The 24,045-nt window shown below is 62.7% G+C and carries 28 protein-coding genes and 1 tRNA gene; 19 read left to right on the top strand and 10 right to left on the bottom strand.

Features of this window, described 5'->3' with window-relative positions; genetic code table 11:
• Positions 1–10: 10 nt before the first annotated feature.
• Entirely contained in the window at positions 11–1,240 is a 1,230-nt protein-coding gene (gene amrB / locus FJ039_07700) for an AmmeMemoRadiSam system protein B (protein ID MBM4406049.1), read from the bottom strand.
• A gap of 102 nt (positions 1,241–1,342) precedes the next feature.
• Between amrB and FJ039_07695 the strand changes: the two genes are divergently transcribed.
• From FJ039_07695 to FJ039_07685, 3 genes are all read left to right on the top strand, one after another.
• Positions 1,343–2,059 carry a JAB domain-containing protein gene (locus FJ039_07695; protein ID MBM4406048.1) on the top strand — a complete coding sequence of 239 codons (717 nt, stop codon included), beginning with the start codon at positions 1,343–1,345 and terminating at the stop codon, positions 2,057–2,059.
• Between the two features lie 73 nt (positions 2,060–2,132).
• Positions 2,133–2,624, top strand: coding sequence for a helix-turn-helix transcriptional regulator (locus FJ039_07690; GenBank protein MBM4406047.1), 492 nt, complete (start codon positions 2,133–2,135; stop codon positions 2,622–2,624).
• A gap of 11 nt (positions 2,625–2,635) precedes the next feature.
• A complete protein-coding gene (locus tag FJ039_07685) occupies positions 2,636–2,998 on the top strand; it encodes a VOC family protein (GenBank protein ID MBM4406046.1) in 363 nt (120 codons plus the stop codon).
• On the opposite strand, the gene FJ039_07680 is transcribed toward FJ039_07685, so the two are convergent.
• Positions 2,995–3,483, bottom strand: coding sequence for a Crp/Fnr family transcriptional regulator (locus tag FJ039_07680; GenBank protein MBM4406045.1), 489 nt, complete (start codon positions 3,481–3,483; stop codon positions 2,995–2,997). The genes FJ039_07685 and FJ039_07680 overlap by 4 nt on opposite strands.
• Positions 3,484–3,593: 110 nt before the next feature.
• On the opposite strand from FJ039_07680, the gene FJ039_07675 reads away from it, so the two are divergent.
• Positions 3,594–4,346 carry an SDR family oxidoreductase gene (locus FJ039_07675; protein MBM4406044.1) on the top strand — a complete coding sequence of 251 codons (753 nt, stop codon included), beginning with the start codon at positions 3,594–3,596 and terminating at the stop codon, positions 4,344–4,346.
• Between the two features lie 13 nt (positions 4,347–4,359).
• Here the strand turns inward: FJ039_07675 and FJ039_07670 are convergent, their stop codons facing one another.
• From FJ039_07670 to FJ039_07655, 4 genes are read right to left on the bottom strand one after another with little or no spacing between them, the layout of a single operon-like run.
• Entirely contained in the window at positions 4,360–5,100 is a 741-nt protein-coding gene (locus FJ039_07670) for a hypothetical protein (protein MBM4406043.1), read from the bottom strand.
• A gap of 12 nt (positions 5,101–5,112) precedes the next feature.
• On the bottom strand, positions 5,113–5,535 hold the full coding sequence (locus FJ039_07665; GenBank protein ID MBM4406042.1) for a VOC family protein: 423 nt from the start codon (positions 5,533–5,535) through the stop codon (positions 5,113–5,115).
• A complete protein-coding gene (locus tag FJ039_07660; GenBank protein MBM4406041.1) occupies positions 5,532–5,930 on the bottom strand; it encodes a hypothetical protein in 399 nt (132 codons plus the stop codon). Before FJ039_07660 ends, FJ039_07665 begins: the two co-directional genes overlap by 4 nt.
• The gene (locus FJ039_07655) at positions 5,927–6,985 is read right to left on the bottom strand and encodes an LLM class flavin-dependent oxidoreductase (protein MBM4406040.1); all 1,059 of its coding nucleotides are present in this window, start codon (positions 6,983–6,985) and stop codon (positions 5,927–5,929) included. Before FJ039_07655 ends, FJ039_07660 begins: the two co-directional genes overlap by 4 nt.
• Before the next feature lie 217 nt (positions 6,986–7,202).
• On the opposite strand from FJ039_07655, the gene FJ039_07650 reads away from it, so the two are divergent.
• From FJ039_07650 to FJ039_07620, 7 genes are all read left to right on the top strand, one after another.
• Positions 7,203–8,621: a 3-hydroxy-3-methylglutaryl CoA synthase gene (locus tag FJ039_07650; protein ID MBM4406039.1), complete on the top strand. Its 1,419-nt coding sequence runs from the start codon at positions 7,203–7,205 to the stop codon at positions 8,619–8,621.
• A 41-nt stretch (positions 8,622–8,662) separates the two neighbouring features.
• Positions 8,663–9,880 carry an acetyl-CoA acetyltransferase gene (locus FJ039_07645; GenBank protein ID MBM4406038.1) on the top strand — a complete coding sequence of 406 codons (1,218 nt, stop codon included), beginning with the start codon at positions 8,663–8,665 and terminating at the stop codon, positions 9,878–9,880.
• Between the two features lie 111 nt (positions 9,881–9,991).
• A complete protein-coding gene (locus FJ039_07640) occupies positions 9,992–10,696 on the top strand; it encodes a class I SAM-dependent methyltransferase (protein ID MBM4406037.1) in 705 nt (234 codons plus the stop codon).
• Between the two features lie 54 nt (positions 10,697–10,750).
• Positions 10,751–11,239: an MFS transporter gene (locus FJ039_07635; protein ID MBM4406036.1), complete on the top strand. Its 489-nt coding sequence runs from the start codon at positions 10,751–10,753 to the stop codon at positions 11,237–11,239.
• Complete coding sequence (locus tag FJ039_07630) at positions 11,110–12,099, top strand: MFS transporter (protein MBM4406035.1); 990 nt, start codon at positions 11,110–11,112, stop codon at positions 12,097–12,099. The genes FJ039_07635 and FJ039_07630 overlap by 130 nt, the downstream gene beginning before the upstream one ends.
• Positions 12,057–12,461: a hypothetical protein gene (locus FJ039_07625; protein ID MBM4406034.1), complete on the top strand. Its 405-nt coding sequence runs from the start codon at positions 12,057–12,059 to the stop codon at positions 12,459–12,461. The genes FJ039_07630 and FJ039_07625 overlap by 43 nt, the downstream gene beginning before the upstream one ends.
• Positions 12,462–12,501: 40 nt before the next feature.
• Positions 12,502–12,903 (top strand): hypothetical protein, encoded by a 402-nt coding sequence (locus tag FJ039_07620; protein ID MBM4406033.1) that lies wholly within the window; start codon positions 12,502–12,504, stop codon positions 12,901–12,903.
• A gap of 550 nt (positions 12,904–13,453) precedes the next feature.
• Here the strand turns inward: FJ039_07620 and FJ039_07615 are convergent.
• Together FJ039_07615 and FJ039_07610 are read right to left on the bottom strand one after the other, a co-directional pair.
• A complete protein-coding gene (locus FJ039_07615; GenBank protein MBM4406032.1) occupies positions 13,454–13,933 on the bottom strand; it encodes a hypothetical protein in 480 nt (159 codons plus the stop codon).
• Positions 13,934–14,014: 81 nt separating this feature from the next.
• Positions 14,015–14,242 carry a hypothetical protein gene (locus FJ039_07610; protein MBM4406031.1) on the bottom strand — a complete coding sequence of 76 codons (228 nt, stop codon included), beginning with the start codon at positions 14,240–14,242 and terminating at the stop codon, positions 14,015–14,017.
• A gap of 718 nt (positions 14,243–14,960) precedes the next feature.
• On the opposite strand from FJ039_07610, the gene FJ039_07605 reads away from it, so the two are divergent.
• From FJ039_07605 to pyk, 3 genes are all read left to right on the top strand, one after another.
• Positions 14,961–15,037: transfer RNA gene (locus tag FJ039_07605), tRNA-Arg, on the top strand.
• Between the two features lie 65 nt (positions 15,038–15,102).
• Entirely contained in the window at positions 15,103–15,687 is a 585-nt protein-coding gene (locus FJ039_07600) for a hypothetical protein (protein MBM4406030.1), read from the top strand.
• Between the two features lie 53 nt (positions 15,688–15,740).
• Positions 15,741–17,189 (top strand): pyruvate kinase, encoded by a 1,449-nt coding sequence (gene pyk / locus FJ039_07595; protein ID MBM4406029.1) that lies wholly within the window; start codon positions 15,741–15,743, stop codon positions 17,187–17,189.
• On the opposite strand, the gene FJ039_07590 is transcribed toward pyk, so the two are convergent.
• Positions 17,186–17,740 carry a metallophosphoesterase family protein gene (locus FJ039_07590; GenBank protein MBM4406028.1) on the bottom strand — a complete coding sequence of 185 codons (555 nt, stop codon included), beginning with the start codon at positions 17,738–17,740 and terminating at the stop codon, positions 17,186–17,188. The genes pyk and FJ039_07590 overlap by 4 nt on opposite strands.
• A gap of 56 nt (positions 17,741–17,796) precedes the next feature.
• Complete coding sequence (locus FJ039_07585) at positions 17,797–19,050, bottom strand: CoA transferase (protein ID MBM4406027.1); 1,254 nt, start codon at positions 19,048–19,050, stop codon at positions 17,797–17,799.
• Between the two features lie 73 nt (positions 19,051–19,123).
• On the opposite strand from FJ039_07585, the gene FJ039_07580 reads away from it, so the two are divergent.
• The 5 genes from FJ039_07580 to FJ039_07560 form a co-directional block, all read left to right on the top strand.
• Positions 19,124–20,356 (top strand): amidohydrolase, encoded by a 1,233-nt coding sequence (locus FJ039_07580; protein MBM4406026.1) that lies wholly within the window; start codon positions 19,124–19,126, stop codon positions 20,354–20,356.
• A 40-nt stretch (positions 20,357–20,396) separates the two neighbouring features.
• Positions 20,397–21,191, top strand: a complete 795-nt coding sequence (locus tag FJ039_07575) for a hypothetical protein (protein ID MBM4406025.1) — start codon at positions 20,397–20,399, stop codon at positions 21,189–21,191.
• A 5-nt stretch (positions 21,192–21,196) separates the two neighbouring features.
• Entirely contained in the window at positions 21,197–21,703 is a 507-nt protein-coding gene (locus tag FJ039_07570; GenBank protein ID MBM4406024.1) for a nitroreductase, read from the top strand.
• Between the two features lie 89 nt (positions 21,704–21,792).
• Positions 21,793–23,016, top strand: a complete 1,224-nt coding sequence (locus tag FJ039_07565) for a CoA transferase (protein ID MBM4406023.1) — start codon at positions 21,793–21,795, stop codon at positions 23,014–23,016.
• On the top strand, positions 23,016–24,045 hold a 1,030-nt coding region (locus FJ039_07560; protein MBM4406022.1), incomplete at its 3' end, for a CoA transferase. The genes FJ039_07565 and FJ039_07560, both read left to right, overlap by 1 nt.

The following is a 24,045-nucleotide window of genomic DNA, read 5'->3' as shown; positions in this document are numbered from 1 at the left end:
CCCGGCGCGCTCACGATGCCTCCTTCGCGATAACCGCCCCGGCGATGGAGACCAGGCTGGCCCGCTGCTCATCGGCGGGGCACTGGTCGTAGCCCATGGAATGGCCTGTGGCCCCATCCAGCATCCGCAAGGTCAGGTAGATCGGCGGCAGGCCGCAGACCTTGTGCTGGTCGAAGTCCTGCTTCACCCGCTGGAAGAAGCCGGCGTGGTCGCCTTGCGTCACCGCGTTCATCAGCGAGGCATCCGTCGCCTTTAGCCCCGCCCGCAGCGGCGGCGACCACGGGTAGGCATCCCCAAAGTTGGGGCCGACGTGCGCCAGGTCCGCCGCCGCGACGACGACCGTCCTCTTCCCCGCCGCCGCGCGCTGCAGCACCGCCATCGCCTGCTGGAACGGCTCGTAGCTCTGCGGGTCGTCCATCCCCGCGATGAACTCGTGGAAGGAGCCGCACAGGATGGGCACCACCTCGCACCGGCGCGGGCGCATGAAGTAGTGGAGCCAGATTGCGGCCAGCTCGATGGAGTGTTCATTCTTGTGGTGCAGCTCTTCGGCAAAGGCCCGCTCCTGGCCGATGGCCTCCGCAAGCTCATTCACGATGGCCTGCGAAGTCGGCAGGATGCCCCAGGGGGTGGCGTAGCTCTGGCGCGTCAGCGTCAGCCGCCCTGCGCTCCCGGCGTGGTCAGTGCCGAAGATGACCACAAGCTCCGCCTCCGCTATGGCGGGGGCCGCTTGGCTCCACACCTGGGCGTAGGTCTTCCAACCCCGGTGGTAGTCAATATGCGGCGAGATGACGCCCACGAACCGGGAGGCGGCCGTGCCCGGCCGGCCTCCCGCCTCTTGGATGTAGCGCCGCATCGTCGCTTCAAGCTCACCTGGGTCGGCGGGGTAGACCTTGTCCGTAAGGGCGGGCTGGCGGAAGGGCCTGCTCAGGTAGTCCCGTCGCGCCTCTTCCAGAGCCTGCTTGAAGCGCTCATCGTCCAAGAGCAGGCCCTGGCTCAACCCCTCGATGATCTGGCCCGCTTGGGCGGCCGTCATCGGATAGCCAGTCTCCAGGTGAAAGGCCGCCGCAAGGGCGGAGGTGTCTCGCGTCCCATCGCACTTGGCTAAGAGCGGGCCAATGGCTTCGGGCATCACAGCCATCTGGCTGGAGATCCCCAGCGGGTCGCGCAGGACAAAGTACGGCTGCCCATTATCAACGATGCGCTTAACGTCTATCGGGCGAAGCTTCGGGTGAGGCGGCATCGCCCGCGATTATACCTGTCGGCGCACCCTCTGCCATCCGCCACTTCCGCCAAGGCCATGCGCCACGGTAGCCTTAGCGCAGGCTAACGGTGGAGGCTGGCGATGGTGCAGGAATTGACCCTTTCCCAAAACGAAGTCTTGCCGCGCATCCGGGACCTGCCCAATGGCGATTGTCCCCGGGAGCGCTTGCTCCAATTCGGCCCAGGCGTCCTGAGCAACGCCGAGCTGCTTGCTATCCTCCTTCGCACCGGGGTGGAGGGCGAAAACGTTCTGGCAGTGGCCCAGCGCCTCCTTTCGCGCTTCGGCGGTTTGCGGGGCATCGCCACGGCCAGCTACGGCGAGATGAGCGGCGAGCGCGGCATCAGCGAGGCGAAATACTGCCAGGTCGCCGCGGCGATGGAGCTTGGCCGGCGGCTGGCCTCCCTCAGCGGAGAGGATAGGCCGTTCATCACCTCTCCCAAGGACGTCGCCGCCCTGCTGATGGCGGAGATGGCCCTTCTGAGCCAGGAACAGCTGAAGACCGTCCTGCTCTCCACCAAGCGCCAGCTCATCGGCGTCCGCGATATCTACGTGGGCACCGTCAACACCTCGCTGGTGCGCACGGCGGAGGTCTTTCGCCCGGCCATCAGGGAGAACGCCCCCGGCATCGTCATCGTCCACAACCATCCGTCGGGCGATCCCACGCCCAGCCAGCAAGACATTGACCTCACGCGACAGCTTGCCGAGGCAGGCCGCCTCCTCAACATCGAGTTGATGGACCACATCATCATCGGGCACACGACGTGGGTGAGTATGAAAGAGAAAGGCGTAGGCTTTTAGGGGATGGGTGGCGCGATAGTATCGTTTGTGATAAATTTCCTGTGAAACAAATGAGCCACACAGGAGATAGGCCGTGGCTCAGCTAGCAGTTCACGTCGCGGATGCCCACCGTATGATGACGCATGCCCGAGCGGTTCCAGGCGGCATCGAAGTGACCTATGCGGATGGCGCAGCCGGTCTTGTGCCCCTCGCCGCTCTGCCTGAGGTACGCGGTGACGTGGCTGTCAGCACTATCGAACTCCCCAATCCCTACCTCCTCATTGTCCGCGGCGCATCGGGCAAGGTTGCCGAAATGCCCTGGGACTTTGTCCGCCACTTCTGTGATGCCTCCCACCGTCCCAAGGCGGAACGCAGCGCAGTGCGCGGCAGGCAGGCCATGGGCTACCGCCTGAGGACGATGCGCGAAGAGGCGGGCTTCACCCAAGATAGGCTTGCTAGAGCCGCAAAGGTCGGGAGGGTGACGCTCCTGCGCATCGAGCGTGGCGAACAGTCGCCTCGCTTTGCTACCCTAGCGGCGATAGCCAAAGCCCTCAAGCGCCCCCTTCGCGACCTGCTCGTGAGCTAGAAAGGCCCGCCATGATTAAAACCCAAGGCTTGACCCATATCCAGCTCACGGTGAGGGATGTGAACCGCTCCCTGAAGTTCTACCAGGGTGTCTTCGGCATGGAAGTGCAGTACTGGCACGGCTCAAAGATGGTCTTCCTGCGGACGCCCGGGGCTAAGGACACCATCACCCTTGCCCAAGCGGGCAAGGGATCGGCCATCGCGGGCGGCGGCGTGGTGCACTTCGGTTTCCGTCGAGCGGAGAGCCAAAGCCTTGACGAGGCGATAAGGGCCGTCGTCGCGGCCGGAGGCAAATTCATTGAGCGCGGCGAACATGCGCCGGGCCGCCCATACGCCTATGTGGCTGACTTGGACGGCTACACCATCGAGCTCTAAGAATCGCTCATCTGCCGTCGCAGCAGGGCACGGTCATAGACAAAGGCCTCCCTGGCGCCGGCCAGACGCTTTTCCAGGACCTGGGCCAGGTTGCGCATCACCACATAGCCCACGGCCTTGTTCCCTTCCAGGATATCCCGCAGCTTGTGGCCCTCAAAGAGCAGAAGCTCGCTCGGCTCCACGGCGTAGGCGGACATGGTCAGCACGTGGGGCTCCACTAGGGCTGAGATGCCGAAGGCGTCTCCCGGCCCAAGGCTCGCCACCGTGGTGCGCGGCGTATGGCTGCCGTCCGGCCGCTCCAGGGCCACCTCCAGCGCCACGCGCCCCGTCCCGACGATGTAGAGGTTTCGCGCAGGGTCGCCCTCGTTGAAGATGCGGGTCCACCGCTCCACCATCTGCGTCTTGCCGATGGCCTCAAAAGCGGCGAGATGCTCGTCGCTCAATCCTTGAAAGATAGAGGCGGCCTTGATGTGCTTTCTAGACATGGCTATGGCTATCTCCGGCTTGAGCGTCGGGGTAGTGTAGCACGGCTCAGGGCGCGGAGACTCGGGGCGAATCTGGTATCATCTTCAGGAGTACTCTTCTGGAGAATCGTATGTTTTTTCAGGGGAAAGTTGCCCTCGTCACTGGCGCGGGCAGCGGCATCGGCAGGGCCTGCGCGCTGGAGCTGGCGAAGCAGGGCGCAAGCATTGCCGTTCTGGATAAGGATGCCGCCTCTGCCCAAGAGACGGCGAAGCTCGTCGCCGCCGTCGGCTCAGCCAGGGCCTACGCCTGCGATATCACGCGCCGCCCCGAAGTTGACCGGGCCATCGGCCAGGTCATCGCCGATCTCCACCGGGTGGACGTCCTGGTGAACAACGCCGGCAAGGGCGCGAGCGGGCCCTTCCTTGAGCATGCCGATGCCCAGATAGAGGAAATGCTGGATGTGAATCTGAAGGGGCATATCTACGTCTCCCAGGCCGTTGTGAAGCAGATGGCCCAGCGCAAGTACGGGCGCATCGTCTTCATCTCCTCCTCATCCGGGACGATGGGCGAAGCCTCGGCCTCCCTTTACTCATCAGCGAAGGGTGCGCTCATCAGCCTGGCCAAGTCCCTGGCTAAGGAGCACGGGAAACAGGGCATCACCGTGAACTGCATCGCCCCCGGGCCGGTGGACTCGCCGATGTTCCAGCGCTTCCAACAGCGCGACCCGGAAAAAGCCAAGGCCTTCTTTGAGCGCATCCCTATGAAGCGCCCCGCCAAAGTGGAAGAGGTGGCCGCCGCGGTGGCCTTCCTGGCTTCAGATGCCGCCGCCTACGTCACAGGCGTTACCCTGAGCGTGGATGGCGGCCTGACGATGGCCCCGTAAGGAGCACGCACCGCTAGTACGGCGACTTCTGCATCGGCCGGATGTGCCCAACAGGGCTGACGCGCTTGAAGGTGTTCACGTACCAGATCTCCAGCGATGGATGCTGGGCCCACTCCTTAAAAGCGGGCGTATTATCTCCCAGCATCTTCCGCACCGGGTCCACCATGTGGCGCACGTCCGTATCCGGGTCCTCGCTGTCCAGCTCGTAGAGGTGCAGCCACAGCGGCCCCTCCGTCTGAGAGAGGGCGTTTTCATATCGCGTGATCATCGTGAAGCCCTTGGGCATCCCCCGGGCGATGTAGCGGATGTGCGTATGCTCCGCCCAGCGGGTGAAGTCCTTATCACCCCGGATCATCACGAGCGAGATGCCGTTGATCGGCTTCTCTGAGACGTGGCCCTGCCCAGGTTCGGGACGCCGCCAGAACATCGTCTGGAAGGTCACCTGCAGGGCCGGGTGAAGCTGGCCCGCGCGCTTCCATTCGTCCCACCGCCGCTTCATCGTCTCGTAGGCCTTGCGCTGGTCCGGCCAGTCCGTCTCGTAGATTGTTGTAAACATCGCCTCAGGGACGCGGCGGGGGTATTCCGGCCGGTTCGGCGCGCAGTTCTTGAAGCGGATGCCGCTATAGAGCGCGCCGGTGCCCACCATTTTGGGGATGTAGGTCTTTTCGTACCAATCGTTGAATGCGGCCTCCTGCGCCGGGTCCGTGCAGTTGGCCATCTCGATGATAACGCCTGCAGGTGAGCGGTCTTCCATGGGGGTCTCTCCTTATCGCGCCTGGATGAGTTCGATGAGCTGGCCTTCCGGGTCTTCGATGAACGCCGCCGCGCCGAGGTTCGTATCCTCCAGCACCTTGCCGCCGTATGTGGGCACCCGCTTGAGGATCTCCGCCATATTCGTCACATTGAGCGAGATGTGCGTCAGCCCCGGCTCGTTCATCACCCGGCGCTGGCGTGGAGCCGTGCCTGTGGGGTAGTGGAGGAGCTCCAGCACAAACCCCTCACGGACCAGGTAGACGGCCTTCAGCTTCATGGGCGTCTTGAGGCGCAGGAGCTTGGCTGGGGAATCGCCCTCAACCGTCAGATCGCGGTCGTGCTTGAACTCAAGGCACTCCGTATAGAACTTCTGCGTCTTCTCCAGGTCACCCACGCAATGGCCGATGTGGTTGAACTTCTGAACCAGGTTCGTCATGCCTTCCTCCTTGCCTTGGGCCCCTTCGCCCTGGCCTTGGTTGCGCGTCTCCACGCCGCCAGCTTGCGCATGAGCTTCGGCTCCTTCAGTTCGATGATGAGATTGCGCCACTTCGCATCGCCCACGTTCGTGGCTGTGTGCTCCTCGCCGTTGCTGGTCACCCAGATCAGCCGGTCGTCTATGCGGGCATAGGCGCTCCTGCCGCCCCCCAGCCGCTCTGCGGTCATCTTGGAAGGCTCCAGCGTCACGATGAAATAGTCCAGGATGTGCCTGTGGGGGCCTACCGTTTCTCCCGGCTGGATGACCTGGTCCCACACGCGGAAGCGCTTGTCTTCCCACATGATGTAGTCGCCCACCTGGTCGCCCTGGTTGCGGTTCTTGTCTTTGGTCGTCATACCTTTGCCATAACCTCCCGGCTAAAGAGCCTCATGGATCGGACGATCTTCTCATGCGGCAAGCCGCCGAAGTTCATCCAGCAGATCAGGTTCCGGACGCCCAGCCGTTTCAGCTCCCGTACCTTCGCGAGGCAGGTCTTTGGACTGCCGATGATTGCCCGTCCGCCGGGGCGCTCGTTCTCGCGGGTCCGCTCGGCCATCGCCCGGGCGCGCCCCGCATGCTCTGCGAACTCCGCCTCGGTATATAAGGATGGGTGTACCGGCATCGAGTGCTCCATCAGGCTCACCGCGAACCGCTCGATGGATGGGTTTGCATCCTTCCATGCCTCCTCGTCCGTCCTCGCCACGTAGACGCGGCACATGGAGCCTGTGGCCCGTATGAGCGCCTGCACCTTCGCCGGGCTGTGCCCTGCGGCTGCGGCAGCCTCGCGGTAGGCCTTCTCCCGTTCGCGCGTCGTCTGGGCGTCAGCCGCGCCGATGAGCACCGGCAAGCCGCGCCTGGCCGCGTCCCGAAAGGAGTCCAGCTGGCCGCTGATGGCAAGGTAGATGGGCGGGTGGGGCCGCTGCAGCGGCCCTGGAAGCAGATGCACCTCCGGGATATTGTGGAACTTGCCCGTATATGCGATGGTTCGCTCCGTGAGCGCCATCTGCAAGATCGCCAGGTTTTCATCGAAGCGGTCATAGAGATCTTTGAGCGGAACACCAAGGCCGGCGAACTCCATGGGCGCATAACCCCGGGCCAGCCCTAAGTCCAGGCGGCCGCCGCTCAGGATATCCACGAGCGATGCCTGCTCCGCAAGAAGGACAGGGTTGTGAAGCGGCAGGATGGTGGCGGCGATGCCCAGCCGGAGCCGCTTCGTCCTTGCGGCGATGTGCCCCGCGACCAGTAATGGGTCAGCGGCGATGGCATACCCATGGAAGTGGTGCTCGCCTATCCACGCTTGGTGAAAGCCCAGACGCTCCGAGAGGATGATCTGCTCGATCCCCTGGGCAAAGACCTCCGGCTCGGATATCTTGCCGATCTGCTGAAAGAGGTTGAAGGTGGAAAACCGCACGCCGCAGCCTCGCTAGCCCTGGTGTGCGCGGGATGGTAGCACGAGGCGGGGCCGGGAACAAGGCAAATGGGCGAGGGGCTGGGGTGAGGATTGGGTCTGAGCACGCCTCGCTGCATCCTCTCTGTCAACCGTCGCATCCTACTGGTAGCCGTTCGCGTGCCCAGGTGTCCTTCTTGTATACTGGTCGCCGCATGCTTCAAAGGAGACGATTGATCTGATGTCAGGCATCACAGCCATCGGCGCATATATCCCTTGGTACCGCCTGCCCCGGCAGGCCTTCGCCCAGGCCTGGGGCTCGGGCGGCGGCGCAGGCGAGCGGGCAGTGGCGAACCACGATGAAGATACGATGACCCTGGCGGTCAACGCCGTCGTTGACCTCCTCAACGCCTCAGGCCGAGAAGGCATAGACGCCATCTACTTCGCCTCCACCACGGCCTCCTACCGCGAAAAGATGTCGGCCTCCCTCATCGCCGCCGCGGCCGATTTCCCCGCCACCGTCCGCACCGCCGATTTCGGCAACTCCATCCGCTCCGGCGCCAACGCCCTTATGGCGGCCCTAGATGCCGTGAACGCGGGCTCCGCCCGAAGCGTCCTCGTCGTCGCCTCTGATATGCGGCGCGGCTACCCCAAGTCGGACCAGGAGTCCACCTTCGGTGATGCCGCGGCGGCCTTCCTCATCGGCAAGACGAACGTCGCGGTGGAGATCGTCGGCCACGTCAGCCTCTCGAATGAAGTGGCCGATGTCTGGCGTCGCGATGCGGACTCCTTTGTCCGCACCTGGGAAGATCGCTTCGTCGTCCAGCACGGCTATGAGGAGTGGACCAAGAAGGCCGTTAAGGCCCTGTTGGATAAGACCAAGGTTGCTCCTTCCCAGATCACCAAGGCCGTCGTCTACACGCCCGATGCGCGGAGCCACCAGGGCATGGTGCGCACCTTGGGCTTTGACCCTGCGAAGCAGGCCCAGGACCCCATGATTGGCACAGTGGGCAATACCGGCGCGGCCCACGCCCTGCTGATGCTTGTGGCGGCGCTCGAAGAGGCCAAGAACGGCGATAAGATTCTCGTCGCCAGCTACGGCGATGGGGCGGACGCTTTCCTCCTGCAGGTGCACGCCACGCCCAAAAAGGCAAAGGCCGTCAGCGGCCATCTGAAGTATAAGAAGACCCTCCCCTCCTACGATAAGATGCTCGCCTTCCGCGGCATTCTGCAGACCAACCCGGAACAGCCCTTGCGCGTGGAGCCTTGGGCCGCCTCCACCACCTCCTGGCGCGACCAAGCGGAAACCCTCCGGCTCCACGGCAGCAAGTGCAACAAGTGCGGCACCGTCCATCACCCTATCCAAAAGATCTGCTACACCTGCCGCGCCAAGGACGATTTCACAGAGGTCCGCCTCTACGATAAGCCCGGCGATATCTACTCCTTCACCCGGGATAACCTTGCCGGGGGCCTGGAGCCGCCAACTGTCAACTGCGTCGTGGAGTCCGATGAAGGGAAGTGCCGCATCTTCACCATGGGCACTGACCTAGACGCCATGTCGGCTAAAGTCGGCCTCCGTGTGGAGTTCACCTTCCGAAAGATGCATGAAGGCGCAGGTTTTCATAATTACTACTGGAAGGTTCGGCCCATCCAGAGCTAGGCGACTGCCTCTCACACCGCTGGCGAGAAGAAAGGACAGACATGGGAAGCATCAAGGACAAAGTCGCGATAATCGGCATGGGCTGCAGCAAGTTCGGCGAGCGCTGGGATAGCAGCCCGGAAGATATGATTATTGAGGCCGTCTATGAGGCCTACGACGACGCTGGCATCAAGCCGGATGATATCGAAGCCGCCTGGGTCGGCACCCTGCGTTCCGGCGAGGCGGGCGGCATCATCGCCGATGCCCTCAAGCTCAAGAACATCCCGGTGACTCGCGTGGAGAACTGGTGCTCCTCCGGTCACGAAGCCCTACGCAACGCTGCCTTCGGCGTAGCCTCCGGCATGTATGACATCGCCCTGGCCGTGGGCTATGAGAAACTCAAGGATACCGGATTCGGCGGCTTGGGCGTCGGCCGCGGCACCAACCCTGTCCTTCAGGCCCGCGCCACTGCGCCCACCTACTTCTCCTTCATCGCCAACCGCTACTTCCACCACTACGGCATCTCCGAGGAAGAGGGCAAAAAGCTCCTGGCCCAGATCGCGGTGAAGAACCACCATAACGGCTCCCTTTCGCCAAAGGCCCACTTCCAAAAGCCGGTGACCATGGAGCAGGTCCTCAAGGCCCCTATCATCGCCTGGCCTCTGGGCCTCTTCGATTGCTGCCCCACCACCGATGGCGCCGCCTGCGCCATCATCTGCCGCGCCGATATCGCGCGGAAGTTCCGCCAGGACCCCATCTACGTCAAGGGCATCGGCTTCTCCGTGGACTCCATGCTCCCCATGATCCGCCCCGGCTTCGATTACCTGGGCTTCGGTGCCAACCGCAGCGCCGCCAAGCAGGCCTATGAGCAAGTGGGCATCGCCAACCCGCGCAAGGAGATTGACCTGGCCGTCGTCCATGACTGCTTCACCATTACGGAGATGGTCATCTATGAAGACCTGGGCTTCACCAAGCCCGGCCACGGGCCGGAAGAGGTTCGCGCAGGCACCTTCACGCTGGAAGGCGAGCTGCCCGTGAATACGGATGGCGGCCTCAAGGCTTTCGGCCACCCCGTGGGCGCCAGCGGCCTCCGCACGGCCTACGAAATCTATAAGCAGCTCCAGGGCAAAGCTGGCCCCCGCCAGGTGAAAGATGCCGAGCTCGGCCTCTGCCACACCCTGGGTGGCCCTCCGCAGGTCTCCTGCGTCGCCATCCTGGGCAACGCCGCGCCCACGCCCACCATCAGCTCCTCAGTAGCTACCACCGGCAAGGGCAAGTAGCGAAGCGGGCCGTCTGAGAGCGTCAAAAGGCCAGGGTATAATCCCCCTGGCCTTTTTTCTTTCCCCAGGGGGTCTTTCGTGGCCCAGCGTCAGCATAAGCTCTACACCAAAATGAGCTCTTGGTTCCATCTTCTAACGCCTCCGGCGGAGTACGCGGAGGAGGTGGAGATCTATCTTCCACTGCTCAAGCGCCCAGGCTTTCCTAAGCGCCCCACCTTGCTTGAGCTCGGCTCGGGCGGCGGCAACAATGCAAGCCACCTTAAGCGGCACTTCAGGATGACGCTCTCTGACCTCTCGCGGGAGATGCTGGCCGTCAGCCGCACGTTGAACCCCGAATGCGAACATGTGCAAGGAGATATGCGCACCCTTCGCCTTGGGCGCACCTTTGATGCCGTCTTTGTTCATGACGCCGTTGAATATATGACCACAGAAATAGACCTGCGTGCTGCGATGGAGACCGCCTTCCTCCACTGCAAGCCAGGCGGTATCGCTCTTTTTACGCCCGATCACATGAAAGAGACGTTCAAGCCCTCCACGGACCACGGCGGTAGCGATGATGGTATGCGCGGCCTGCGCTACCCGGAATGGACATATGACCCAGACCCAGCAGACACCGTTTGCACCGTCGAATTTGCCTGCCTTCTGCGAGACGAAAGGGGCAAGATCCGCGTGGAGCATGAACGGCATCTCTTTGGGCTCTTTCCTGAGCGCACCTGGATGAGGCTCCTTCACCAGGTTGGCTTTCAATCCAGAGCGCTGACAGACAGATACGGCCGCAGGCTCTTTCTCGCGGTGCGGCCTAAGCCGGAACCCTGAGGCCGAAGGCATCGTGCCCCCAACAAAGCCTAAACCGAGCGACACCTACTATGGCTGGTGGGTCGCCCAGTCGTTAGGCGGCATCGCGATGTACTGGACGGGCACCTTCAGCACCGGGATGACCGCCCTTTTTACGCCTATCCAATCGGCCTTCGGTCTCTCCGCAGCGGCCGTTACCTTTGCCTTCTCCATGAAGCAGCCTCTATAGCGGTAGTCGTCGCCCCCGCTGTGGGCCGGCGGCTGGATCGCAGCGGCCCAAGGGCGCTTCTCTGTATCGCCACGGTCTTCGGTGCCGCCGGCTTTTTCTTGGTGGCTCTGGCCCATTCCACCTGGCTTCTCTCCATCGGCTTCGCCATTTCCTCTTTAGGTGCATCCATCGTCTTCTCCGGCCTCGGACTTGCGATCCTTGCCGCCTGGTTCAAGAAGAAGCGCGGCCTGGCCATCGCGATGTTCAATGCCAGCGGCGGGATAGGCCGTGCTTTATCGTCCGCGGTGTCGTTTGGCTGGAAGGAGCGTACGGTTGGCGGACTACAGCCCTTGTGATCGCCGTCGGCGCGGTGGTGGTCACATGGCCGCTGGCGAGATTCATCAAGCGCTCCCCGAGCGAGTTAGGCCTGAAACCGGAGGACGAGGAGACAGCGGGAGGCGGCTCGGCTGAGAGGCTTTCACCGCGTCTTTTGGAAGAGAGGAGCCACCGTCTCAGCGCGGGCGAGCTCGTCTTCCGAAACAGGTTCCTTATCGTCACCCTCTTGGCGCAGGCTTGTATAACCATAGGGAACACCACAGCGAATCTTTTCCTTATTCCCCACCTTGAGGAGCGGGGCTTTTCTGCCGCCACCGGCGGCTGGGTGGCTCTGGTGCTCGGCGTTACGGGCGCGGTTGCCATCTTTACGACTGGCTGGTATTCGGACAGGGTAGGGCGGAAGCGCCTCATGATTCTCACGATGGTCTTGCAAGCCGTGGGGCTGCTTGTCTTTGCCTACGTCTCATCCATATGGATGCTCGTTCTCTTTGTCGTCTGTAATGGTGCCTTTGCCCGCTCGGTCACCACCCTCGTCTCCGCCGCCATTGCCGATTACTATAGCGAAGAGCATCGAGGCAGGGTCTTTAGCCTGCTCACGGCCGTCTTTGCCCTGAGCGCCTTTGCCGGGCCGCAGATCGCGGCAGTCGTCCGTGACCACGTCGGCAGCTATTCGCCGATGCTGGTCGCCTATGCCGGGTTATCCATTCTCGCCATCTTCCTGACCGCAGCCGCATCACGTGCGATGGCTCCGGCCAAGGCGACCCTGCCCAGTGACGCGATCCGTGGCCTTCTCCTGGTTCCTTGTGATAGGCTGGTGCCCCAAGAGGAGCGGCGAGCATGTCTTTCTATAAGCGCATCAACCACGTCTTCATCGCGGTGAACAGCATCGAAGAGACCGCCAAGCTCTATACGGACGTTTACGGCATGCCGTCAAGCGTCATCATCTCTTCCCTTCGGCTGGGTCTCCGTTCGCAGAAGATATTTGCCGGCAACGCCTATATCGAGCTCGTCCAGCCCCTTGAGCAGGACAACCCTGTGGCCAAGTTCCTTCGCGAGCGCGGCGAGGGCATATACCTTATCGCCATCCAGGTACACAACCTGCCGGGCGCCGTGCAGGCTCTCCAGGAAAAAGGCGCCCGGATCATCGGCGCCGAAATGACGGCCCTGCCCGATCACAGCCCCGGCGTCTTTCTCCATCCGAAAAGCACCCACGGAGCCCTCATTCGTCTCCTGGAAGGCTAGAGTACACACGCCTCCTGCGGTGTGATAGCCTGTTTGGGTCATGTCTTTCTACAAGCGCATTGACCACGTCATCATCGCCGTGAACAGCGTGGAAGAGACGGCCAAGCTCTACACGGACGTCTACGGTATGTCCGCAGGCGTCATCATCTCCTCCCTGCGGCGCGGTGTCCGCACGCAGAAGATATTCACGGGCAATGCCTACATCGAGTTGGCGCAGCCGCTCCACCCCAACAGCCCTATGGCTACCTTTATTAAGGAACGCGGCGAAGGTCTCTACCTTGTCTGCGTGCAAGTCACGAACATGATTGAGGCGGTGAAGGCTCTGCAAGCCAAAGGCGCGCGAGTCGTCGGTGCCGAGCAGGCCGCCTCCCACGACAGTCGCGGCGGCATCTTCATTCATCCAAAAAGCGCTCACGGCGCCCTAATTCAGTTGATGGAGTAGGCCCTCTCGCTGGACCAATGGCCTCCCATCTAGCCGAAAATTGCTTTCCATAAGCATTTTCAACCAGCCATAAGGCAACTTGGCCTACGACAGCTGTTTAACCAGTCTGCTCCTGGATTTAAGGGACAATTCGCTAACTCGCGACATAACGATTGCCAGTTCACGCAGAGCCAAGTTGTCTCTATCTGCCAGCCGTTAGGTAGTGATTCAAATATCTCCGTTGACGAATCTAACCGTCCCTAACGTTCAGCAGATTGACCGTCAGTTCGGACCAAAAATGGCGCGGTTTTTGTGGAGGATCCACAGCTAAATTCTCGCGCCTTTCGCACGCAGCCGCTGCCAAGCTTTTTGCGGCGTGGCGTGGAAGCTTCGCTGCGCCCCGCATCCCGCCGACGAGCACTCATCCGCGCGTCCCACACGATGCGGCGAGGAGTCACGGATGCGTGGTGAGTGGGCAAGGTCTTCGCATCATCGAGCTGGGCATGAGCCTGCGCTGATCAACGCACGCCTACTCATCCGGACGTCACCTAAGCAGCTTTTTGCGTTTCGCTTAGTATGAACGACCGTCCAGCTCGATCGTCACGCCGCCGTCCGCCGCGATGCGCCAGCGTCTGGTCCCGTCGTTCGCCACATCGCCGGCGTAGCGTGGTCGCAGGCTGATGTAGTCCGGCACGAACGAGACCGTCTGATCGCCGCGAGTGGCCTTTGCCTCAAAGTTGATCCCCGCATGTGCGGGCGAAGAGTTTTGTGCCGGCGCTCCGCCGTCCACCCAAGGACTCGCTGCCTCTTTGCCCGGCGCCGCCACGGTGGCGAAGGTCGGGTAGACACCCGTCTCCTGCTTGTAGCGGCGGATGGCGTCCTGGACCAGCGTGACCTCCTTCTCTTTCACCGGGTCGCGGCTATCGTCCAGGACGACAGGGATAACGACTATGAGGAGGAGGACGACGATCGCAGAGATGACGCCGATCTCTACGGCAGTAAAGCGGCGCTTGACCGGCGCTGGCTTTGGCGGAGCGGTCATCTTGGGCATGCGGCTATTCTATAGATTTGTGGACAAAGAAAAAGGCCCCGGGAGAGCGGGGCCTTTTCCGAGCCGGACAGTTGCGGAGGGCTAGCGCTTGGCTTGCGAGACCTGGATTTCCTCACCAGGGGCAAGCGCCACGCGCCGGACGTTGATTCCAAATTTCAGGAGCCAGTACCACAGCGTGCCTTTGCTGATACCAAGCTCAGCCGCCATCGCGGGAAGGCCCTTCTCGTTATAGAGTTCGGGAAGGAGCTTCTCCAGCGGCTTGTTGTATTTCGCCTCCACCTGCTGCATCAACTTCGTCTTACGCATCATGTGTAACCTCCTGTTCGAGACATCTTCAATCTAGCACCTGGTCAAGAGGGGTGTCAATACCGTACTAAAAACGTTTCGATATAGTTTTGAGAAATTGTTCAAAACAGTTGCTATTCTGTTCGACTGAAGGGACTCTCAGTAGGTTACTGGACTAAAGGTTTCTGCGAGTTGATTTATGCTAAGCACAACGCAAAATTTTGGATCTCTACCCCTTTGATTGCCTCTAAAACAAGTACAGAGCCAGTCTGAGAGACAGCCATCCATTGACCGTCCGAAATACCTCGGCTAGACTGCCGCCCTGCCAAGCAGGATTTGCCCTTCGGATACCCCGCGAAGCCTGCAGCTCCAACGTCGGCTGCATTGCCTCAGCCGCGCTGGAGGCTGGCCCCTCGCGGTGACAAGAGCGGACACCGCGCCGGACGAGAATGTGCCACGCGACTGGCGTGCTTTTGGGCATGCATCGTTGTGCGGGGTCCGCTCATCGAAATGCTAGCGAGCGTGGCTCGCAAAGTGGATCAAGTTTTCGAACGAAGTGATGCAGAGACCGACTCATTGGAGGATGTGGAGATAGGCGATGTTCTTGTCATAACGCACGACCGTCCAATCCTCTTACTGCCTGCGGTCGATCACCAAGTGCAAAAGGCCGCTTGCATATGATTTGCCGCTAGAGTCAAACGACGTTTGTAGCCTGGCTAGGTGGGTGCAATAATGGTGATGTGTCCCCGTAGCTCAGGCGGACAGAGCAACTGCCTTCTAAGCAGTGGGTCCTGGGTTCGAATCCCAGCGGGGACGCCAGTACACAAGATTAATAGAGACCAAGGACGCCAAAAAGGTCCTTGGTTCTTTTATCGGTAGGGCATATGTATCGCTACAATCACGCCAATGGCCACAACGGCCAGCGCAATGGACATGCTCCGCATTTCCTCTCGGACGTCTACATTTCCGAAGACGCCTTTTGGTCGCTCTGCCTCGCCGCTGTGGAGACCTTCCGCAAGGAGTGCTACGGCTTCTTGGTAGGCTATCAAGGCAAGGACAAGTGGATCCTCCAGCGGGCCATCCCTCATCAAACGGCTCAGCGCTCCTATTCGTGGGTGGCGCCCCATGCTCCCGCTCGCCAGCGCATCGAAGGCGCGATGAAGTCGCTCTTCCTGGGCGAGCATACCATCGGCTGGTTCCACTCCCACCCTGAGCGCGGCGGCGAGATCGCCGTGCCCGAAGTCTCCGAGCAGGACTTGGACATCTCCAAACCTGGCGAAGTCATCCTCGTCATGGGCATCCACAGCCGCCGCAAGCGCGTGAGCTGGCGTCAAAACGCGGACGGCACCGTCTCGGGGACGTTGGGCAGCTACCACCTCGTCGTCGCCGCCTATATGAAGACCGAGTCCGGCCGCCCCCGCCGCCTGCGCGTCAACTGCGCCTACGCCACGGGCTTCAACCCGGCGTAGGCTTGCGGGTCTTCCCCCTACCCTTTTGCGGGTTCGGGCCTCATAATTTTTTCATGGCTCTTACGTATCCATCGTTGCCTGGACGGCGTCGCACCAAAATCGTCGCCACCATCGGTCCCGCCACGCGCAGTCCCAAGATGCTGCGCGGGCTCCTTGAGGCGGGCGTTGACGTCATCCGGCTGAACTTTTCCCACGGCACCTATGAGGAGCACGGCAAGGCCATCGCGGATGCCCGGCGCATCGCCAAGGAGATGGGGCGTCCCCTTGCCCTGCTTCAGGACTTGCAGGGGCCGCGCTTGCGCATCGGCCTCTTTGAAGAGCGCGCCGTCACGCTGCACCAGGGAAATCGCTTCACGCTGACCACCCGCCCCGTCACGGGCAACAGCCACCGGGTCTCCGTCAGCTACCCCGCTCTCCCGCGCGATGTCCGCCCCGGCGATGCCATCTTGCTCGATGACGGCCATGTCCGGCTGAAGGTCCTTCGCAAGACAAGGACGGACGTGGAGTGCGAAGTCGTCACCGGCGGCCAGTTGAGCGGGCATAAGGGGATGAACCTGCCGGGCGTTGCCATCAGAGCCCCATCACTGACGGAGAAGGACAAGGCGGATCTGGCCTTTGGGTTGGAGCGGGGCGTTGACCTTGTGGCTCTGAGCTTCGTGCGCGGGCCGAAGGATGCCCAACTCGTACGTGCTGAGATGGCTAAGCGCAAGCGGCGCATCCCGGTCATCGCCAAGATCGAACGGGCCGAGGCGCTGGACGCCATAGACGATATCCTGCGAGCCTTTGATGGCGTCATGGTCGCCCGGGGCGATCTGGGCGTGGAGATGGGGCCGGAGCGCGTCCCCCTGCTACAGAAGAGCATCATCGCGAGGGCCACGGCGCTGCTCAAACCCGTCATCACGGCCACGCAGATGCTGGAGACCATGGTCCACAATCCTGAGCCCACCCGCGCCGAAGCTTCGGACGTGGCCAACGCCATCTTTGACGGCACGGATGCCGTGATGTTGAGCGCGGAGACCTCCATCGGCCAGTACCCCATCGAAGCTGTGCGCTATATGGATCGCATCGCCGCGGAGGCCGATAAGGTGCCCCCGCACATCCTGCCGCCCTCCTTCGGCGCGGAGGACCCGGCCCGCGCCGTCATCCACGCCGCCCACAACCTGGCCCAGGAGGTGCGCGCCCAGGCCATCGTCATCTTCACCACCTTCGGCAGGACGGCCCAGTTCCTGGGCAAGTATCGTCCCAATCTCCCGGCCTTCGCCTTTACCATGGAGGAGGAGGTCTACCGTCGCCTTGCCCTATCGTGGGGCATCACGCCGGTGCAGACGCCGTTCTCCGCCCGCACCAATGAGATGATTGACTATGTGGAGGACTCGCTCGTGCAGGCCAAGCTGGTAAGGCCCGGGGAAACCATCGTCATCATCGGCTCCACTCCGTTAGCCGCGCGGGGGCGCACGAACTTCCTCAAAGTCCACAAGTTGAAGCGCGGGAAGAAAGGCTAGCGGCGGACGGTGACGGACAGGTCCAGGCCTGGATTCCGCATCCCCGGCGTCTCGCCAAGCTTCACCACCTGCGCCTGGATGCGGCTTCGCGTGATGTCCAGGACGCCCACGGTGCCCAGGCGAGTGCTCCACAGGTGCGGGTGGATGGGGCTGCCCGAGTTGATTTGCACCACTCCATCGCGGTAGGTGAGCCGCTCAAAGTGGGTGTGGCCCGTGACCATCACGTCCACGCGCTCGCCCTTCAGGTACTGCTTGCGCAGGTACTCGATGGGCCGGTCCTCCGGCTCCATATCGTGGACCATGCCCAGCCGCCAGCCCTCCACGTCAAGGAAGTGGGTATCCTTCACGCGGGAGTCGCCCCAATCCCAATCGTTATTGCCCTTGGCGGCGAGTACCGGCGCGATCTGCTCCAGCCAATCGAGGACGCCCTGGCTGACGATGTCGCCGCCGTGGAGGATCAGGTCGCAGCCGGTGAAGGCCTTGTGGACCTCCGGCCAGAGTTCGCGGATGGTGCCTGGGAGATGGGTATCGGTCAGGAGGCCTATGCGCATCCGTTCAAGGCTAGATGCCCACGGGCGGGGAGTCAAGGGAAGCGGCGATGCCCGGGTTAGATCACGCCTTCCCTTTGTAACCGGGCAAGGTCGCCCTTCTCATAGCCCAGGTCCTTGAGCACTTCGGCATTGTGCTGGCCCAGACGGGGGGCCGGGCGTCTAGGCGTCTTGCGTTCGCCGTGTGAAAAGAAGGGTCGGCCGGGATAGGTATGTTTGCCTGCGATGGGATGGTGGATCTGCTCCCAGAACCCGCGACCTTTCAGATGTTTGTCCTTCAGCACATCCGCCATGGTGTAGATGGGGCCGGAAAGGACCCCTGCCTTCTGGGCCGCCTCCCAGGCTTGGGCCATGGTGCGCTTGCCCAGCCAGGTCAGGTAGATCTCCTCCAACAGGGCGATGTTCTCCGGCTTGCTGGCCTCCGTCGGATCGGCGAAGCGCGGGTCGGTGGCGATCTCGGGCTTTCCCAGCATCTTGGCGATGCGCTCAATCATAAAGATGCCGAACTGGATATTGAGGTAGCCGTCCTTCGCCGGGCGTACCGATGGGGGGACTCCCTGACCGCGTTTGTTGATAAGGCCCGTGTACTGATGCCCAAGGAGCATGGGCGTCCGCCGGTCGGGGCTGCCGGCCTGGGTCTCCATGATGGCGATATCAATGTGATCGCCTCTGTCACGGACCGCTCGCCCGGTCAGCGCCACCATCGCCGCTGCTGCGCCGTGGGTGCCCGCCAGCATCTGCACCACGTTGCCCCCTAGCTTCAGCGGCTCCCTATCCGCTGCTCCGGCCGCATACATCGCCCCGCCGATGGCATAGTCAACGATCTCCGACCCTTTGTAGTTGCTGTATGGCCCCCACTGACCAAAGTCCGAGATCGAGACCATGACCAGGTTTTGATTGCTCGCGCTCAGGACTTCATAGCTAAAGCCCAGCCTCGCCATCGTCCCCGGGCGGAAATTCTCCACAAGGATGTCCGCCTTGGCCGCAAGCTGTTTCAGGATGCTTGCGCCTTCGGGATGCTTCAGGTTCAGCGTGACGCCACGCTTGTTGGTGTTGAGGCCCAGGAACAGGGCGCTCTTCTCCAGGTGCGACACATCCCGGGGGAAGGGGCCCGCGCCGCGTGATGGGTCGCCGGTGCGAGGACGCTCCACCTTGATGACGTCCGCGCCGTAATCAGCCAGCAGTTTGGTGCAGTGCGGCCCGGCGATGGCATTCGTCAGGTCTAAGACTCGGATGTCTTTGAGTGAAGTGAAGATCACGTCGGTTGTTCCACCCGGCAGCGAGAGGATACGAACCCCTGGAGGGCGTGTCAATTTTCCCCTTGACGGCCTGGGTAGCGCTGTGTAGCATGCGGCGACAGTTCAACAGAGGAACCAGGAGGGTCTCATGGCAAAGGCAAACGGCTTCCGGTTCGTGGATGCGGACGGGCATGTTCTGGAGCACCCCACTCGCTATGTGGAGCTTGCCCCCAAGCAGTACAAGGACCGCATCTGGCACATCGAAACACGAGCCGATGGTAGCGAGTGGCTGCGCTTTGATGGGCAGGAGCGCCCGGCCAGGTTCATGGCCAGCGCGGGCGTCGCGGGGATGACGCCGGAGAAGCGCAAGGCCGCCTTTGAAGGAAAGTTGAAGTACACGGAGACACGCCCGGCCGGGTACAACTCCAAGCCCCGCCTGGCCGATATGACCACGGACCACATTGACCAGTCCGTCCTCTATCCCACCATGATGCTGGGCTTGGTCTCCATCAAGGACCCGGACTTTGCCCTGGTCCAGTGCCAGGTCTACAACGATTGGCTGCAGGAGTATTGCAGCGCCGACCGCAAGCGCCTCTTCGGCGTGGCGGCCATCCCCCAGCAGGACCTCAAGCGCGCCGTCAAAGAGATCTACCGCGCCAAGGAGACGGGCCATGTAGGCGTCTTCCTGCGGCCCAATCCGCTCAAGGAGGGCCAGTTCTTTGATGACCCGTTCTATGACCCCCTGTGGAAGGCCTGCGAGGAGACGGGCCTGCCCGTGGGCCTCCACCCCTTCCTGAACCCGGACATGCCCGGCGCCTGCCGCGCCCTGCACCTGCAGCACCGCGATACCACCACGGCGCTGCAAGGCAACCAACGGGGCAACAAGGCCTGGCGCAACCAGGTGAACCTGGGCAACGTCCTCTTCACCCAGGCCATCGCCAACCCCTTCGATATGATGCTCTCCCTCACGTATCTCCTGGCGGGCGGCGTCTGCGAGCGCTTCCCCAAGCTCAAGCTCCTCTTTCTTGAGGCCAACGGCGGCTGGATCGTACCCTGGCTCGAGCGCTTGGACCATCACGCCGCCACCTTCAGCTGGGACGTGAAGAACCTGAAGATGAAGCCCTCCGACTATTTCAAGCGGCAGTGCTGGATCAGCTTTGACGCCGATGAGAGCACTCTGCCCTTTACCGCCAACAACCCGCTGGTGGGCGCCGACCGCATCATCTGGGCGAGCGATTACCCGCACCCGGACGCCAAGTACCCTGGCGTCACGGAGGAGCTTGCGGAGAACTGCGCCGGCCTAACGCCCAAGCAGAAGGCGCGCATCTTCGGCGAGAATGCCGCGGAGCTCTACGGCCTGCCGAAGTACGGCAAGAACTAGGCATCGGCAAGATCCCACAAACAGGAGCGAGAGATAGGCTATGTTCACCAAGGTAAAGCTCGGCTTCTTCTCCTTCGGCGCGGTGACCAAAGCTGGGGAGCACCAGTCGTACAACTTCTGGCATATGTACGACCATATCCCGGACAATATGGCCCTGGAGGGCGTTGCCTACGGCCAGCGGTGGGTCTGCCCGCCCGAGTACCAAAAGATCCGCACCGCCATGCCGAGCATCGCAGGGCACCAGTACATGACGCTCTACCTGATGCAGGAGCCGGCCGACCGCACCTTGAAGGACTTCCTGGACCTTGGTCCCCAGCTTGAGGCGGTGGGGCGTTTCAACCAGTACCGCACCTCCTATATGGGCGGGACGTACATGCTCATCAAGGCCTACGCCTCGCCGCGCGTCCTGGTCTCTCCCGGCTCCGTTCCCTATCGTCCCAACACGGGTCTCTTCGTCGCCGCCACCGACCTTGTGACTCAAGACCCGCTGAAGATCGAGCGGGTGAACCAGTGGTTCGACCAGGTTCACATCCCGGACCTGCTGACGGTGAAGCACGTGGCCGGCATCTACTGGTTCCGGGCCAAGCATGATGCGCCGGGCGGCCGCACCGGGCCCGCCAACCCGCCCGGGCGCACCATCCGCGTCTATTACCTGGACGGCGATCCTATGGAGATGCTGGACGATATGAAGGCCAAGCTCCCCACCTGGAAGAAGCAGGGTCGCATCATGGACTACAGCGATACCTACAAGCCCATCCTGGGCAGTCTCTACAAAACCATCCCGCCGGACTCAAAGTTCGATTGGTTCGATGAGAAGCCCAAGGGGAAGAAGTAGCCGCCGTGGACGTTGAGCAGGCGATACGGCAGCGCGTCACCGTCCGCGACTTCAAGCCTGACCCGGTCCCAAAGGCCGTCATCGAAAAGATCCTCTCTGCGGCGCGCTGGGCGCCCAGCCAGCGGAACCGTCAGATGTGGCGGTTCATCGTCATCCAGGAGAGGGCCATGCTGGAGCGCATCGCCGCTCTCTCCGGCTCGGCAGGCCACATCGCCAAAGCGCCCGTCGCCATTGCTATGGTGATGACGGAGGCGAAGGGCATGTATCAGATAGACGCGGGCCGCGCCGTCCAGCAGATGGAGCTGATGGCCTGGTCGCTAGGCCTGGGGATGTGCTTCGTGGGCGGCTTTGATAAGGATGCGGTGAAGCAAGCCTTGGGCATCCCGGCGGCGATGGAGCTGGTCACCGTCATGGACTTCGGCTACCGGACAGATGCCGAGGCGGGGAAGAAGCGACTGCCGCTGAGCGAGCTGGTCTCCAAGGAGACCTACGGCAACAAGAAGTGGGAGTAAACGGCGGCTCTCTTCGTACACACATCCCTTGCCCCTCTCCATTGCAATCGCTACTATCCTTCCATCTCCAGACTTCCTGAGGCGCGCGCTTGCTCACCGGCTATCGCATCCTTGACCTGACGGACGAGAAAGGTCCTCTCTGCTCGCGCATCCTGGGCGATCTGGGCGCAGACGTCCTCAAGGTAGAGCCGCCCGGCGGAGACCGCTCGCGCCGCATCGGCCCCTTCTATCATGACGAGCCTCATCCCAACAAAAGCCTTCACTTCTGGTCGTACAACACCAACAAGCTGGGCGTGACGCTCAACCTCGCCACCGCCGATGGCGGCTCCCTCTTCAAGCGATTGGCCGCCAGAGCCGATGTAGTCGTCGAGTCCTTCATGCCTGGGCAGATGAAGGCCTGGGGCCTTGACTACCAGGACCTGCGCGCCGTGAACCCGCGCATCATCGTCACCTCCATCACGCCTTACGGCCAGACCGGCCCCGACGCCCAGTACGACGACTCCGACCTGGTGCTGATGGCGCGCGGCGGCCTCCTCTATATGTCCGGCGAGGCGGACGGCCCTCCCGGCCGCACGCGCGTCCCCCAGTCCTGGAACCAGGCCGGGGCGCAGGCCGCCATGGTCACCACCCTGGCGCTCCACCACCGCGACCGCTACGGCGTGGGCCAGCACATAGACGTCTCCATGCAGGAGGCGGTGGCCAACGCCCTCATCTCCGTGCAGTCCCACTGGGACATCCTCCGCGTCAACGAGCGCCGCGGCACCTCCCAGGTGCGTGGCAAGGTCATCGGGCGGTATAGCTGGCCCTGCAAGGACGGCTATATCAACTGGTGCTGGTGGGTCGCGCCCGGCTGGGGGCAGAAAAACTACCCGCTGCTGGAGTGGATGACCGAGATGGGGATGCAGGGCGACCTGTGGGACCAGCCGTGGGAAGAGAAGAGCACGGCGGAGCTGACCCAGAAGGAAGTGGACCACTGGGAGGACGTCTTCGGCGCCTTCTTCAAGACGCAGACCAAGGCCGAGATCTACAAGCAGGCGCTCAAGCGTCGCATCATGCTCTTCCCCACCTATGAGCCGTCCGACCTGGCGAGCTATGAACAGCTTCGCGCCCGGAACTACTGGCAGCAGGTGGAGCACCCGGAGCTTGGCGTGAAGGTCACCTACCCTGGTCCCTTTGTGCAGACCACGTCCAACATGTGGTCGCTGAGGCGCCGACCGCCGCTGGTGGGCGAGCACAACACCGAGGTCTACGAGAAGGACTTGGGACTCTCCAAGCAGCAGATCATCAGCCTAAAGAGCGCGGGGGTCATCTGATGGCGTCCCTCCCGCTCTCCGGCATCCGCGTGGTGGACTATTGCTGGGCTGTGGCCGGCCCGGTGACCGCCAAGTACCTCGCGATCATGGGCGCGGAGGTCATCAAGATCGAAAGCCGCGCGCGGCTGGACGGCGGGCGGCTGGGCAACCCCTTCATCGAGGGGAAGCCCGGCGTCAACAAGAGCGGCTACTTCGCCACCCACAGCCCGTCCAAGATGAGCATCCGCCTGGACATCTCCAAGCCGGAGGCCCAGGCCCTCATCCGTCGGCTGGTGGAGACGGCGGACATCGTCTCGGAGAGCTTCAGCACCAAGGTCCTGCGCGAGCACAACCTCCACTACGACGAGATGAAGAAGCTGAAGCCGGACATCATCATGATCAGTCTCACGATGCAGGGGCAGACGGGCCCCTTCGCCCATCACGTCGGCTTTGGGCGCACCTTGGGCGGCCTCGCCGGGGTAGACAACCTCACCGGCTGGCCCAACAGCAACCCCGCCGCGCCGAACCAGCCCTACACCGACCTCATCGTCCCCTGGTTCGCCGTCTCAGCCGTCATAGCCGCCCTGCGCCATCGCAGCGCCACCGGGCGCGGGCAGTACATAGACATGTCCCAGCTGGAGGCGAGTGAGCATTTCTTGGAGCCCGCCATCCTCGATTACTTCGTGAACGGGCGCAGCCAGAAGCGCGTGGGCAATCGGACGCCCGGCGCCGCGCCGCACAACGTCTACCCCTGCCGGGGCTTTGACCGGTGGGTGGCCATCGCGGTGATGAGCGACGCGATGTGGTCGTCCCTCTGCCGCGCGATGGGCATGCCCGCGCTGGCGGCGGACGAGCGCTTCGCCACCTTGCTGGCGCGCAAGCGGCATGAAGAGGCGCTCGACCGCATCATCGGCGAGTGGACGCAGCCGCAGACGGTGGAAGAGGTCGTCTCGAAGCTGAGGGAGGCCGGCGTTTCGACGGGCGTTGTGGCGCGCGGCGAAGACCTCCACAGCGATGCGCAGCTGCGGCACCGGGGCCACCTGCGGATCG

Source organism: Chloroflexota bacterium (assembly GCA_016875535.1).
Lineage (GTDB): Bacteria > Chloroflexota > Dehalococcoidia > SHYB01 > SHYB01 > VGPF01.
The sequence above is the reverse complement of the archived record's forward strand: the minus strand, read 5'-3'. Positions and strand labels throughout refer to the sequence as shown.

Excerpts from the sequence above, each read along its gene's own strand:
- amrB (MBM4406049.1), bottom strand. The coding sequence starts at position 1,240 with ATGCCGCCTCACCCGAAGCTTCGCCCGATAGACGTTAAGCGCATCGTT.
- FJ039_07695 (MBM4406048.1), top strand. The coding sequence starts at position 1,343 with ATGGTGCAGGAATTGACCCTTTCCCAAAACGAAGTCTTGCCGCGCATC.
- FJ039_07685 (MBM4406046.1), top strand. The coding sequence starts at position 2,636 with ATGATTAAAACCCAAGGCTTGACCCATATCCAGCTCACGGTGAGGGAT.
- FJ039_07680 (MBM4406045.1), bottom strand. The coding sequence starts at position 3,483 with ATGTCTAGAAAGCACATCAAGGCCGCCTCTATCTTTCAAGGATTGAGC.
- FJ039_07675 (MBM4406044.1), top strand. The coding sequence starts at position 3,594 with ATGTTTTTTCAGGGGAAAGTTGCCCTCGTCACTGGCGCGGGCAGCGGC.
- FJ039_07670 (MBM4406043.1), bottom strand. The coding sequence starts at position 5,100 with ATGGAAGACCGCTCACCTGCAGGCGTTATCATCGAGATGGCCAACTGC.
- FJ039_07665 (MBM4406042.1), bottom strand. The coding sequence starts at position 5,535 with ATGACGAACCTGGTTCAGAAGTTCAACCACATCGGCCATTGCGTGGGT.
- FJ039_07660 (MBM4406041.1), bottom strand. The coding sequence starts at position 5,930 with ATGACGACCAAAGACAAGAACCGCAACCAGGGCGACCAGGTGGGCGAC.
- FJ039_07650 (MBM4406039.1), top strand. The coding sequence starts at position 7,203 with ATGTCAGGCATCACAGCCATCGGCGCATATATCCCTTGGTACCGCCTG.
- FJ039_07645 (MBM4406038.1), top strand. The coding sequence starts at position 8,663 with ATGGGAAGCATCAAGGACAAAGTCGCGATAATCGGCATGGGCTGCAGC.
- FJ039_07640 (MBM4406037.1), top strand. The coding sequence starts at position 9,992 with ATGAGCTCTTGGTTCCATCTTCTAACGCCTCCGGCGGAGTACGCGGAG.
- FJ039_07625 (MBM4406034.1), top strand. The coding sequence starts at position 12,057 with ATGTCTTTCTATAAGCGCATCAACCACGTCTTCATCGCGGTGAACAGC.
- FJ039_07620 (MBM4406033.1), top strand. The coding sequence starts at position 12,502 with ATGTCTTTCTACAAGCGCATTGACCACGTCATCATCGCCGTGAACAGC.
- FJ039_07615 (MBM4406032.1), bottom strand. The coding sequence starts at position 13,933 with ATGCCCAAGATGACCGCTCCGCCAAAGCCAGCGCCGGTCAAGCGCCGC.
- FJ039_07610 (MBM4406031.1), bottom strand. The coding sequence starts at position 14,242 with ATGATGCGTAAGACGAAGTTGATGCAGCAGGTGGAGGCGAAATACAAC.
- FJ039_07600 (MBM4406030.1), top strand. The coding sequence starts at position 15,103 with ATGTATCGCTACAATCACGCCAATGGCCACAACGGCCAGCGCAATGGA.
- pyk (MBM4406029.1), top strand. The coding sequence starts at position 15,741 with ATGGCTCTTACGTATCCATCGTTGCCTGGACGGCGTCGCACCAAAATC.
- FJ039_07590 (MBM4406028.1), bottom strand. The coding sequence starts at position 17,740 with ATGCGCATAGGCCTCCTGACCGATACCCATCTCCCAGGCACCATCCGC.
- FJ039_07580 (MBM4406026.1), top strand. The coding sequence starts at position 19,124 with ATGGCAAAGGCAAACGGCTTCCGGTTCGTGGATGCGGACGGGCATGTT.
- FJ039_07575 (MBM4406025.1), top strand. The coding sequence starts at position 20,397 with ATGTTCACCAAGGTAAAGCTCGGCTTCTTCTCCTTCGGCGCGGTGACC.